Origin of the sequence: Martelella sp. HB161492 (assembly GCF_013184775.1) — a bacterium.
Lineage (GTDB): Bacteria > Pseudomonadota > Alphaproteobacteria > Rhizobiales > Rhizobiaceae > Martelella.
The window spans coordinates 106,796-118,373 of the sequence record NZ_JAATVV010000011.1; the positions used below are offsets into that span (position 1 = coordinate 106,796).

Here is an 11,578-nt window from a genome sequence, read left to right on the forward strand (position 1 = left end):
CGCACCTATATGCCGAGAAGCGGCTGCACGAAACGCACCAGCCGGCTCTTGAATTTCAGCGGCGCATCGGTCACTGCAAGGCAGATGCATTCACTCTCCGGGGTCGCGATCGGCTGATGTTCGCTGTCGCTGTCTTCCTCTTCCAGGTCGCCCGGACCGAAATAGTCCCCTTGCGAGGTGAAGGCACCCGACAGCACCAGCGTCAGTTCACGTCCGGCATGGCCATGTTCGGGAACCGGCTTGCCGGCGGGAATGCGCAGCAGCCGCGCCGAAGCGCCACCCTCGCCGGTCGTGATCGGAAAATGGTAAGCGCCAAGCCCGAGCGGACGCCATTTCACCGCCGCAAGACCGCCGCCGAGATAGGAGTTCAGCGGCTCGGGCACGGCGTGATCTGCCTTGATTGTGCGGGTGGCGACCGCCCGCTTCGGCGTCGCAACCGGTTCAGAACGGGAAAGCGTCTGGCTGAGGCGCTCCCAGCCGCGATCATCGGCGAGCGGTTCGCAAACCATTGATGCGAGCATCGCACCACCGATCTCTTCCATCGCGGACAACCGCTGACGACAGGACGGACACAAGGCCAGATGGGTTGCAACAGCAATGCTGAAGCCTTCCGCCAGCGCGCCGGAAGCATATTCAAGCAGCAGGTCGTCGCTGATATGGTGCATGATGTTCTGCTTCATGATTGCTCTCCAAGCGATTGACGGAGCTTGGAAAATGCTGCACGAATGCGAGACTTCACCGTGCCGAGGGGAAGTCCGAGACGTTCAGCAATCCCGCTATGCGGTATCTCTTCGAAAAATGACATTCTCAGCAATTGCGCCTGTTCTTCGGGCAGTGTTCCAAGAGCGTCCCGCAGCCGCTCCGCACTTTCATCGGCTTCGAAACCGGCATCAGGGCTGATTGGCTCGTCCGGCACGAAGGCCGGATCATTGGGATCGAAGCTCGGGCGATTGACCTTTCTGATATGGTCGATGCGCACATTTCTGGCGATCGTGAAGATCCAGCTTGCCGCTGTACCACGGTCGGGATTGTACTGGCCTGCCTTGCGCCAGACCGTCATCATGGTTTCCTGCATCAATTCCTCAGCAAGCGAAGCATCCGAAGCGCGGCGCATCATGTAGGAACGGATCCGCGGCCCAAAAAAGCGGAACAGTTCCTCAAAGCTGGCGACATCGCGTGTCGCAGCCACATGAACCAGAACCCTGCCGAAATCGTCCGCTGCACTGTCCTGCACGTCGTTGGGGTCCTTTGCTTGCGATTCCTGTCCCGCTACAAAATTCCGTAGACCGGCACGTCTGGACGGGCCGGGCCGGGTTTTCGCGGATGCTTTCATCGTTCGAGCAGCGGTTTGCATATCCGCTACTACGGCCCTCGAACGCAATTGGATCAAAATTCAGATAATTTTTTCTAAAGCTCGATCCAGCTTCATCAGCCGACCGTAATGCTTGATGTTAACTGGAGGTCACCAACACATGCAATTCGGGTCTCATCCCTATACCACCGGACAAAAGATCGCTGTCGTCGGCTCAGGTATTTCCGGCCTTTCTGCTGCCTGGCTTGCAGCAAAGCAGAATGACGTGACGCTGTTCGAGGCTGACGACCGCCTTGGCGGCCATTCCAATACCGTGGATGTGACATTCGGCGCGCGGACCGTTGCGGTCGATACCGGCTTCATCGTTTTCAATGAACGCAATTATCCGAACCTGACGGCGCTGTTTTCCCATCTTGGCGTTGAGACCGAGGCATCCGACATGTCGTTCTCGGCATCGCTCAACCAGGGCGCCTTTGAATATTCGGGAAGCAATATCGCAACGATGTTTGCACAGAAGTCGAACCTGCTGCGGTTTTCCTTCTGGCGCATGATCTATGAGATATTCCGTTTTTACCGCGATGCCCCTGAAGCTGCGAGACGGGCCGAGCTGGAAAATGTAACGCTTGGTGACTATCTCGACGCCCAGGGCTATTCCCGCCGTTTCGTTGAAGATCACATCCTGCCAATGGGCGCGGCGATCTGGTCGACGACCCCGAAGAAAATGCGGGCCTACCCGTTGATCGCCTTTACGCGCTTCTTTGAAAGCCACGGGCTGCTGACCCTGTCCGACCGCCCTTCATGGCGCACGGTCACCGGCGGCAGCCGCAGCTATGTCCGTCGCATGATTTCAGATTTTTCCGGCACGGTCCGGCTGTCGAGCCCGGTGACGCGGATAGAACGGCGCGGACCCAAGGTGCATGTTGCAACGCGCAGCGGCGGCCCCGAGATCTTCGATGCTGTGATCATAGCCACGCATGGAAATCAGGCGCTCAATATGCTGGCGGATGCCACGAGCGACGAATATGCCTTGCTGTCAGCCTTCAAATATACGCAGAATGATGCCGTGCTTCACAGTGACGAGGCGCTGATGCCCAGACGACGCAAAGTATGGTCCAGCTGGAACTATCTCGATACGGGCGGTGACCCCACACACCGGCTCTGCGTCACCTACTGGATGAACCAGCTGCAGAATATCGACGCCGCCTGCCCGCTTTTCCTGACCCTCAATCCCGGACGGCCGATCGCCAAAGACAGCATCCATGCGCGTTTCAACTATTCCCATCCGTTGTTCGACCGCAGCGCAATCGCCGCCCAGCGCGAGCTCTGGTCGATCCAGGGCAATGGCAATGTCTGGTTCGCCGGCGCCCATTTCGGCAGTGGTTTTCACGAGGACGGCTTGCAATCCGGCCTCGCGGCGGCCGAGGCAGCAACCGGAATTCAGCGCCCGTGGCGCGTTGAAAACGAATCCGGCCGGATCTTTCTCGGTCCGGAACAACCGCTCATGGCTGCAGAATGACAGAACAGTCGGCGATCTATCGTGGAGAGGTGATTCATGTTCGCCACCGGCCGAAGGCGCACCGGCTTCGCTACCGCGTGTTCAGCCTGCTGGTCGATCTCGACGAATTGCCGGTTCTGTCAAAGCGGCTCCGCCTGTTTTCCCACAATCGCTTTTCCCTGTTCAGCGTTTACGATCGCGACCATGGCAAGCTGGATGGCTCGGACCTCAGGCACTGGGCCGAAGCGCGCCTTGCAGAGGCAGGACTGGACGGCAAGGGCGGCCGCATCACCATGCTCTGCTATCCGCGCATCCTCGGCCATGTGTTCAATCCGCTCACCGTGTTCTACTGCCATGATGCCGACGGGGCGCTGATCGCGATCCTCTATGAGGTCTGCAATACATTCCATGAGCGTTTCACCTATGTCATCCCCGTCAACGGCGATGATGACACGGTGCGGCAGAGCGCGCCCAAGCAGTTCTACGTTTCCCCCTTCATGCCGATGAACTGCGACTACCACTTCAGCCTCGCCCGCCCGGGCGAGGCGATCGCCGTCAGAATCAACGAGACTGACGAGCACGGACCTCTGCTCTATGCTGCCTTTCAGGGAAAACGCCGGCCGCTCACCGATCGCGAACTTTTACGCGTCATGCTTGCCTATCCGCTGATGTCTGCGAAAATAGTTGCCGGTATTCATTTTGAAGCCCTGCGTCTGTTCATCAAGGGGGTTGGCGTGTTTCGCCATGAACCGGCGCCAGCCAAGGTACAGCATGTGATCGCCGAACGGCGGCGACAGGAGAGAGGAAACCATGTCGAGCGCGATTGTGCGTAAAACGGGAAGGCTGACGGTCTGGCAGCGGATGATCCTTGCGATTGCAGCACGGATCACCCATGGAACCCTGACGCTCAGATTTGACAATGGCAGCACCGCGACAATCAAAGCGCCCGAGGATGGGCCTGTGGCCGAACTGGTGCTGCACAATCTGCGCCCGCTGATACGGCTTGTCTCATCCGGCGATCTTGGTTTTGCCCGTTCATTCATGGACGGCGACTGGGAAAGCCCGGATCTTGGCGCCTTTCTGGCCCTTGCCGTGATGAATGAGGCGGCGCTGGACAAGGCGCTCAAGGGTCATGTGCTCTTTGCCCGGGTCGAGGCGCTGCGCCATCGGCTGCGCGGCAACAGCAAGAAGGGCAGCAAGCGCAACATTGCCTATCACTACGACCTCGGCAACACCTTCTATTCAGCCTGGCTGGACCAGACAATGACCTATTCCAGCGCCCTTTACGAGGGTCGTGACATCTCGCTCTCCGAGGCGCAGATTGCCAAATATGATCGCATCCTGTCGCGCCTGCAGATTGGACCGCAGGATCGCGTTCTGGAGATCGGCTGCGGCTGGGGCGGATTTGCCGAATATGCAGCGTCGACAACCGGATGCCACGTCACCGGTCTCACGCTTTCCAAGGAACAGGCCACATTCGCACGCGAAAGGCTGGAACGATGCGGCCTATCGGATCGCAGCGATATAAGGCTGGAGGATTATCGCGACTGTGAAGGCGCCTTCGACAAGATCGTTTCGATCGAAATGTTCGAGGCGGTTGGCGAGGAACACTGGCCGGTTTTCTTCGAAACCGTCAATCAACGGCTCAAGCCCGGCGGATCGGCGATGATTCAGTCGATCACCATCGAGCATGATCGCTTCGCCCATTATCGCGACAATGCCGACTTCATTCAGGCCTATATCTTTCCCGGCGGCATGCTGCCCTCCTTCGAGACATTCCGCGCCGGTGCTGAACGCGCCGGTCTGACAGTGAAAGACCTGTTCGCCTTCGGAAAGGACTACGCCAAGACGCTGCTGGAATGGGAAGAGCGCTTTCTGGCAGAATGGGAAAAGATCGCACCGCTCGGATTTGACGATCGGTTCAAGCGGATGTGGCGCTATTATCTGAACTATTGCGCGACAGGTTTTTCTGCGGGCAGCATCGATGTCGCCCAGTTCCATCTGCAGAAATCAGCCATCAAGATCTGACGCGGGGACGCCGGGCGCTGCGCGGAAAGCGCAGTGCCATGAAGGCAATCAGGGCCGCAGCGCCAAGCAGGTTAAGCTTGAACAGGTTGGCGGCGTCATCCGGCATGATCTGTCCGAGCCCGCTGCCGTAGCGGCCGTGCAGCACTGCGAAGACACAAAAGATCGCGACCACGGAAAGCCTTGAGGCCAGCGTTTCGTCGCGGTAAAAACACAGTGACGCCAGCAGCATGCAGGCAAACAGGAAAAACTCGGCCCCGCTTGCCTGCCCCAGCACGAAGCTGATGGCAACCGTGTCCAGCAGACCTGCCAGCACCAGCCCCTTCCGCGCCAGATCCGGTGCCCTTTTCGCCAGCCGCGCGATCAGCCAGTAGGCCGGCATTGACAACATCGTCAGCAGCGATGGCAGCAAGGCGCTCGGCGCCAGAAACCAGAGATAGAGCGGATAGACAGGCTTATTGATGAGCAGCAGCATCGCTGTCGATCCGACGGCCTGTTCAACGCTGCTCTCCTGCCGCAACGCGTTGACCCATGTCCGCACTGGACCGCGCCCTGTCATTTCTCGGCGGCCCCGATATCGCCAGCAGCAGCTGACAAGGGTCGGCGCGGTCCGGGAAAGAAGGCATTCACCCGCTGCTGGTAGACACGGAATGCCGCGCCGCGCGAGCGCAGCATATGTTCCTCGAGATAGGGAATCCCGGACACGTGATTCAAAAGCCAGTACATCATGACCGGGGCAAGAAAGGCGGCGACGCTATGAAGGCCCGGCATCAGACCTGACAGGGCGATCAGCGGCCAGCTGCACCAGTAGAGCCATTCGAAAAAGTAGTTCGGATGCCGCGAATAGCGCCATAGACCGACGTCACAGACGAGCTTCTGGCCAACCACGCTCTGGGAATGCCGGAAACGAGTCAGCTGCCAGTCCGATATGCCCTCACCCGCGATGGCAGCGATGGCGATCAGCCCGCCGGCGACATCCAGCATGCCGGGGAAGGCCGCCGGATTGAGGACGGCGCCATAGATTGACAGGATCAATATGAAGGAGGCCACCGCCTGGATCTGCAAGAACCACCAGAGCCGCAGTCCCGCATGCGCGCCCCAGCCCTCGATCAGTGCCCTGTAGCGCGGATCATCACTGACAGTGGCGCTTCGCAGTCCGATATGCCCCGCCAGACGCAATGACCAGAGCGCCACCAGCACCAGGGCCAGCAGCACCCGCCCGGTGAGCGCGGGCCCGCTGAGAAGGACGATGGCGAGGCCGCCGAGACCGGTCGAGACAGACCAGGTCACGTCAATCCAGCCGCTGTTTCCGGTCATCCTCTGGATGGCCCAGGCGATTGTCATGGCGACGATGAGCCAGACGAAGATCGAGATGAGGAGTGCGAATGACATGGTTCTTTCCGCATTGGTTTGAGCTTGTCCTCAATACGCAATGCGGCGGCCACCGGATCACCGCCGGCAGGCGCTTTCGCATCTGCTGACTGCAGGTCTGCACCGGGCGACCCGAGGATAACTGCAGACCGACCATTATAAGATCAATCGAATTCGGTTTACCGCGTAAGTGAAATACAGCTTACGCGTCAACAAAACGGAGGGAAAAATGGGAAACAATGTCTCCACATCCAACACGAACTCGTTCGCGAGAGCCGATTCAGGCCGCCGGGGGGAAGTCTGCCAGCAGCCGCATTTCTCCGGCGCTGGAACGGCGAATTCAGCGCAGAAGACCAGCTCGAAAAAATCGGAAAGCCCGGCCTCATCCGTTTACCAGTCAGCCAGCAACAATGCCAACAAGTCCTATGTCGAAGCTGGTCATTGCGCGCTGGTGACCGGGACTGCGGTCATCACGCCGTCGAACAGCACAGGCAGTGACCAGGCGAAGGCCAAGAAGAACTGAACCGTCAGTGATCAAGCAAGAAGGGCCGTCGAGCGGCCCTTCACGCTAAAGCTGCGACCGACATTGAGAAGGTCGCAGCGCCATGTCTTCATATCAGCCTGGCGTCAGACCGCGCTGGCGTTCGGAACGCCTGCGGATCAGCTCAAGCACGCAGAGCAATGCCACAGACAGGGCAACGAGGATGGAAGCGACGGCCAGGATTGTCGGCGAAATCTGCTCGCGCAGCCCCGTGAACATCTGCCATGGCAGGGTTTTCTGCGATGCGGAGCCGACGAAGAGAACCACAACCACCTCATCGAAGGATGTGATGAAGGCAAACAAGGCACCGGAGACCACGCCCGGCAGGATCAGGGGCATCTGCACCTTGAAGAAGGTGATCACCGGATTGGCGCCGAGCGACGCCGCTGCACGTTCAAGCGAACGGTCGAAGCCCACCAGCGTCGCCGTCACCGTGATGATCACGAAAGGCGTACCGAGCACGGCATGGGCCAGAACCACGCCCCAATAGGTGCCCTGGATGCCGATGCGGGAATAGAAGAAATACATGCCGGCAGCGGAGATGATCAGCGGCACGATCATCGGTGAAATCAGCACCGCCATGATGGCGCCGCGGAACGGAACATGCGCACGCGACAGACCGATGGCTGCCAGCGTGCCGAAGGTGGTCGCCATGATGGTTGCCGCCGGGGCGATAAGAACGGAATTCTTCAGCGCCGACTGCCAGTCGCGGTTGGTGAAGAAATCCACGTAATGCTTCAGCGAATAACCGGAAGGATCAAGCTCCAGCATTTTCGGCGTGAAGGTGAAGAAGTTCTCCGCATTGAAGCTCAGCGGAATGATCACGATGATCGGGAAGACCAGAAAAAAGAAGATCAGCCCGCAAATCACCAGATAGCTGTAATGCCAGATCCGTTCGATGGGCGATGCATAGGGTGGCAGTTGCATAGTTTCCCTCCTCAGCCCAGCTTCACATTATCGATGCCGACGACGCGGTCATAGAGCACGAACATGAACAGCACCACGACCAGAAGCAGCGTGCCGAGTGCGGCCGCCAGCCCCCAGTTCAGCGAGCTGGAGATGTGATAGGCAATGCGGTTTGAAATGAAGATACCCGATGTGCCGCCGACCAGTTCCGGCGTGATGTAGTAGCCGATGGCAAGAATGAAGACGAGCACCGCGCCGGCGCCGATACCCGGCAGCGATTGCGGGAAATAGATGCGCCAGAACGCCGTCCAGCTGGTGGCGCCAAGGCTGCGGGCCGCGCGCACATAGGTCGGCGAGATTGTCTTCATCACCGAATAGAGCGGCAGGATCATGAAGGGCAGCAGGATATGCGTCATGGCGATGATGGTGCCGGTGGCATTGTTCATCATCACGAGCCGGTTGCTGTCCGACACCAGACCCAGCCAGACAAGCAGATCATTGATCACACCCTGCTGCTGCAGCAGCACCTTCCAGGCCGAGGTGCGCACCAAGAGCGAGGTCCAGAATGGCAGCAGAACCAGGATCATCAGCAGATTGGCGCGTCTGAGCGGCAGATGCGCCAGCAGGAACGAGACAGGATAGCCGAGCACCAGACAGGACAGCGTGATGACCAGGCTGAGGATCAGCGTCCGCACGAACAGGAAGAGATAGATCCGCTGATTTTCCGGCTTCATCCTGATGCCGTCCGTCGTCAATTCGGCATCAACGGCGTTGAGGAAATAGCCGGCGGTATAGCGTGGTGAATAGAGCTTGAGGATCTTCCAGGTCTCAGGCTCACCCCAGGCCTTGTCCGCCGCGATGAACTGGTCCTTGTAGTCGCCCTCATCCATTTTCTTGACGGCACGGCCGCTCTTGCGGAACAGGCTCGACATGCCGGACTGCTCGTAGTTCAGCCGTGAGCCAAGCCGGGTATAGGTCTTCTCCTCGACCGCCACGACCATGTCATCATGAAAGGCCGCGTAAACCGCCTCGTCGGGCAGATCGGTCTTTTGCGGATCCCAGGACGAAAGCGCAACAACCGTCTTTGGCAGCGTATCGGCCACAATTCCGTTTTCGACCGAACGGAACAGCATATCGACGATCGGCGCGACGAAGCCGACCAGAACAAAGGCCAGAAGCGGCGCGATCAACATCAGGTTTCGCAATTTCTCCTGCCGGAGCGCACGTCTCAGAGCCGCCTTCAGCGGCTTGCCATCCGTTGTCAGAAGCTGTTCCTGTGCCAAATTGACTTTTCCCCTCAACGCCGCCGCCATGTCGCCCTGCCCGCAAACAGTATTCCAGCCACGGGCAAGACAACATCATCGAACGGTATCTATTTTTATTTAAAATCAATAAGATAAATGCGCCGCCTGAAGCGGCGCATTCAGAAATTACTGCGTCAGCCAGGCCTGGAACTTCTGTTCCACGTCGTCCTGGTTGTCGGCCCACCACTCGATGTTGTTGACGAGATAGTTGCCCATATTGTCCGGGTTGGTCGGCATGTAGGGCTTCATCGCATCCGTCACCAGCGGCTGCGACGACGCACGGGCCGGACCATAGGCGATGTACTTGGCCTGGTCTGCCAGGCGCTGCGTGTCTGTCGCAAAGTTGATATACTGCTTTACGGCAGCCAGCTTCTCATCTGAAAGGCCGGCGGGGACGACCCAGCCGTCATAATCGAACACCTGCCAGTCCCAGAGCATCTTCACGGGCTGCTTGTCTTCGGCAATCAAGCTGTAGAGACGGCCATTATAGGTCGATCCCATGACGATTTCGCCGTCGGCCAGAAGCTGCGGCGTCTCGGCGCCGGCCGACCACCAGATCACGTCACTCTTGATGGTATCGAGCTTCTTCAGCGCCCGATCGATGCCTTCAGGCGTCGACATCACGTCATAAAGATCGTCCTTGGCAACGCCGTCGCAGATCAGAGCCCATTCAATGTTCTTCTTCGGACGCTTTTCCAGTGCGCGCTTGCCCGGGAAATTCGTGGTGTCGAAGATATCGCAGAGGCTGGTCGGCTCCTTGCCATTCCATTCGGGAACATTGGTGCGGTAACCGAAGGTGGTGGAGAAAACGATCTGCGGAATGAAGCAGTCATTGATGACGGCATCGCCGAAATCGACCGTCGCGGTCGTGCCATCCGGAGCAGCCTTGGCCCAATCGTTCAGGTCGATTTCCTGGGCAAGGCCTTCGTCACAGAGACGCTGGCTGTCGGGACCTTCAACGTCAACCAGATCCCAGGTGACGTTGCCGGCTTCGCTCATGGCGCGCAGCTTGGCGACGGCCTCGTTGGAGGATTCATCATTGATGATGTTCACATCGGGATGTTCGGCCATATAGGGCTGATGATAGGCCTTGTCCTGCGACGCGGAATAGGCCCCGCCCCACGAAACGATGGTCAGGTCCTCGGCCGACGCGGCACCAGCCAGTGCAATGGTCGCAACCGAGGTCAGAATAGTCCTGCGGAATGTCATTTCAAGTTCCCCTTCGTTGATGGAAAGTTCTGGCTGCACAGGCGCAGCCTGTCCCGGCCCCCGAGGGGCCAGGAATTTATGCGGCGTAGTCGAGCGCCTTGCAGTCGCGCGCGGCAAATCCGACTATCTGCATATCCCCGACGGCGAGCGTCCGGCGCTCACCCCGATTTCTGACCTTGACGACAAATTCGTCATTGCCGCACACATTCATGCGCACGCGAATATGGTCACCGAGATAGATGAGTTCCTCGATCCGGCCGGTAATCTTGTTTTCGGCGCTTTCTTCCGGCACCAGCTCCACGCGTTCCGGGCGCAGCGAAATCGTCGTCCGGTCGCCCACCTTTGCGACATTGACGCGATCGGCAATCAGGATTGTGCCATCCTCAAGCTCGACGGAACATTCCGTCCCGCGCACCTCTTTTACCGTTCCGTTCAGCTTGTTGTTCTCACCGATGAACTGGGCAACGAAGGAATTGCGCGGTGCTTCATAAAGCAGATCCGGCGCCGACAGCTGCTGGATAACGCCATCATTGAACACGGCTACCCGGTCCGACATGGTCAGCGCCTCGGTCTGATCATGGGTCACATAGACGAAGGTGACGCCAAGATTATCGTGGATGTGCTTGATTTCATACTGCATCTGCTCGCGCAGCTGCTTGTCCAGCGCCCCGAGCGGTTCGTCCATCAGCACAAGCTCAGGATCGAAAACCAGGGCACGCGCAACAGCGACACGCTGCTGCTGACCGCCGGAAAGCTGTGCCGGACGACGGCTGCCAAAGCGATCAAGCTGCACCATTTCCAGGGCCCGCTTGACCTTTTCTTCCTGCTCGGCCTTGCCGACCTTGCGCAATTGCAGCGGAAAGGCCAGATTTTCGGCCACGCTCATATGCGGAAAAAGGGCATAGTTCTGAAACACCATGCCAATACCGCGCTTGTGCGGCGGCACATTATTGATCGGCTTGCTGTTCAGATAGATCTCGCCGGATGTCGCCGGCTCAAAACCCGCCAGCATCATCAGGCAGGTTGTCTTGCCCGAACCCGAAGGACCGAGCATGGTCAGGAACTCCCCGGGGGGAATATCCAGATTGAGCTTTTTTACGACGAGCGTCTCGCCGTCATAACTTTTCTGTACGCTATCATATTTAACCGCTGCGCCCCGGTTTTCAGCCATGTCTTCCCCGTTATTTTTGGTTTGTGACGACGCGTCGCTGTCTTAACTCTTCAGTCGTTTCCCTTCAGACGATATTGCTCGAATACAACCGATTTCGCCGATTTCGTGCGTTCTGCGAGCAACAAATCAGGATTCGTTCCAAATTCAAAGGCTCAATTCGAAAAAAGATCGAAATTTAATCACATTTCCACATTGACTATTCAGCGAGCATAATACCACTACAGGCAGCGGTTCAAGCTCTTAT

General features: G+C 58.4%; 12 protein-coding genes. 4 read left to right on the forward strand and 8 right to left on the reverse strand.

Annotated features, from left to right (window positions below):
• Positions 1–5 precede the first annotated feature (5 nt).
• Together HCK86_RS17975 and HCK86_RS17980 are read right to left on the reverse strand one after the other, a co-directional pair.
• Positions 6–680: a ChrR family anti-sigma-E factor gene (locus HCK86_RS17975; RefSeq protein WP_176085866.1), complete on the reverse strand. Its 675-nt coding sequence runs from the start codon at positions 678–680 to the stop codon at positions 6–8.
• On the reverse strand, positions 677–1,234 hold the full coding sequence (locus tag HCK86_RS17980; RefSeq protein ID WP_348641097.1) for a sigma-70 family RNA polymerase sigma factor: 558 nt from the start codon (positions 1,232–1,234) through the stop codon (positions 677–679). Before HCK86_RS17980 ends, HCK86_RS17975 begins: the two co-directional genes overlap by 4 nt.
• Positions 1,235–1,472: 238 nt before the next feature.
• On the opposite strand from HCK86_RS17980, the gene HCK86_RS17985 reads away from it, so the two are divergent.
• The 3 genes from HCK86_RS17985 to HCK86_RS17995 are packed head-to-tail and all read left to right on the forward strand — an operon-like array spanning position 1,473 to position 4,835.
• Entirely contained in the window at positions 1,473–2,828 is a 1,356-nt protein-coding gene (locus HCK86_RS17985) for an FAD-dependent oxidoreductase (protein WP_176085868.1), read from the forward strand.
• Complete coding sequence (locus tag HCK86_RS17990; RefSeq protein ID WP_176085869.1) at positions 2,825–3,640, forward strand: DUF1365 domain-containing protein; 816 nt, start codon at positions 2,825–2,827, stop codon at positions 3,638–3,640. Before HCK86_RS17985 ends, HCK86_RS17990 begins: the two co-directional genes overlap by 4 nt.
• Positions 3,618–4,835: a cyclopropane-fatty-acyl-phospholipid synthase family protein gene (locus HCK86_RS17995; RefSeq protein WP_176085870.1), complete on the forward strand. Its 1,218-nt coding sequence runs from the start codon at positions 3,618–3,620 to the stop codon at positions 4,833–4,835. The genes HCK86_RS17990 and HCK86_RS17995 overlap by 23 nt, the downstream gene beginning before the upstream one ends.
• On the opposite strand, the gene HCK86_RS18000 is transcribed toward HCK86_RS17995, so the two are convergent.
• Both HCK86_RS18000 and HCK86_RS18005 read right to left on the reverse strand, forming a co-directional pair.
• Positions 4,825–5,307: a hypothetical protein gene (locus HCK86_RS18000; RefSeq protein ID WP_176085871.1), complete on the reverse strand. Its 483-nt coding sequence runs from the start codon at positions 5,305–5,307 to the stop codon at positions 4,825–4,827. The two genes, HCK86_RS17995 and HCK86_RS18000, sit on opposite strands and share 11 nt — an antisense overlap.
• A gap of 80 nt (positions 5,308–5,387) precedes the next feature.
• The gene (locus HCK86_RS18005; RefSeq protein WP_176085872.1) at positions 5,388–6,224 is read right to left on the reverse strand and encodes a DUF1295 domain-containing protein; all 837 of its coding nucleotides are present in this window, start codon (positions 6,222–6,224) and stop codon (positions 5,388–5,390) included.
• 208 nt (positions 6,225–6,432) lie between these two features.
• Between HCK86_RS18005 and HCK86_RS18010 the strand changes: the two genes are divergently transcribed.
• Complete coding sequence (locus HCK86_RS18010; protein ID WP_176085873.1) at positions 6,433–6,726, forward strand: hypothetical protein; 294 nt, start codon at positions 6,433–6,435, stop codon at positions 6,724–6,726.
• A gap of 93 nt (positions 6,727–6,819) precedes the next feature.
• On the opposite strand, the gene HCK86_RS18015 is transcribed toward HCK86_RS18010, so the two are convergent.
• The 4 genes from HCK86_RS18015 to HCK86_RS18030 form a co-directional block, all read right to left on the reverse strand.
• Positions 6,820–7,671, reverse strand: coding sequence for an ABC transporter permease (locus tag HCK86_RS18015; protein WP_176085874.1), 852 nt, complete (start codon positions 7,669–7,671; stop codon positions 6,820–6,822).
• A gap of 11 nt (positions 7,672–7,682) precedes the next feature.
• A complete protein-coding gene (locus HCK86_RS18020; protein WP_246739664.1) occupies positions 7,683–8,933 on the reverse strand; it encodes an ABC transporter permease in 1,251 nt (416 codons plus the stop codon).
• Positions 8,934–9,080: 147 nt separating this feature from the next.
• A complete protein-coding gene (locus HCK86_RS18025) occupies positions 9,081–10,163 on the reverse strand; it encodes an extracellular solute-binding protein (RefSeq protein ID WP_176085876.1) in 1,083 nt (360 codons plus the stop codon).
• A gap of 76 nt (positions 10,164–10,239) precedes the next feature.
• The gene (locus HCK86_RS18030; RefSeq protein ID WP_176085877.1) at positions 10,240–11,334 is read right to left on the reverse strand and encodes an ABC transporter ATP-binding protein; all 1,095 of its coding nucleotides are present in this window, start codon (positions 11,332–11,334) and stop codon (positions 10,240–10,242) included.
• Between the last annotated feature and the right edge of the window lie 244 nt (positions 11,335–11,578).

What these genes read in the sequence shown, in the direction of transcription:
- HCK86_RS17985 (WP_176085868.1), top strand. Translation starts at nt 1,473, where the DNA reads ATGCAATTCGGGTCTCATCCCTATACCACCGGACAAAAGATCGCTGTC.
- HCK86_RS17995 (WP_176085870.1), top strand. Translation starts at nt 3,618, where the DNA reads ATGTCGAGCGCGATTGTGCGTAAAACGGGAAGGCTGACGGTCTGGCAG.
- HCK86_RS17975 (WP_176085866.1), bottom strand. Translation starts at nt 680, where the DNA reads ATGAAGCAGAACATCATGCACCATATCAGCGACGACCTGCTGCTTGAA.
- HCK86_RS18010 (WP_176085873.1), top strand. Translation starts at nt 6,433, where the DNA reads ATGGGAAACAATGTCTCCACATCCAACACGAACTCGTTCGCGAGAGCC.
- HCK86_RS18025 (WP_176085876.1), bottom strand. Translation starts at nt 10,163, where the DNA reads ATGACATTCCGCAGGACTATTCTGACCTCGGTTGCGACCATTGCACTG.
- HCK86_RS18005 (WP_176085872.1), bottom strand. Translation starts at nt 6,224, where the DNA reads ATGTCATTCGCACTCCTCATCTCGATCTTCGTCTGGCTCATCGTCGCC.
- HCK86_RS18030 (WP_176085877.1), bottom strand. Translation starts at nt 11,334, where the DNA reads ATGGCTGAAAACCGGGGCGCAGCGGTTAAATATGATAGCGTACAGAAA.
- HCK86_RS18015 (WP_176085874.1), bottom strand. Translation starts at nt 7,671, where the DNA reads ATGCAACTGCCACCCTATGCATCGCCCATCGAACGGATCTGGCATTAC.
- HCK86_RS17990 (WP_176085869.1), top strand. Translation starts at nt 2,825, where the DNA reads ATGACAGAACAGTCGGCGATCTATCGTGGAGAGGTGATTCATGTTCGC.
- HCK86_RS18000 (WP_176085871.1), bottom strand. Translation starts at nt 5,307, where the DNA reads ATGCTGCTGCTCATCAATAAGCCTGTCTATCCGCTCTATCTCTGGTTT.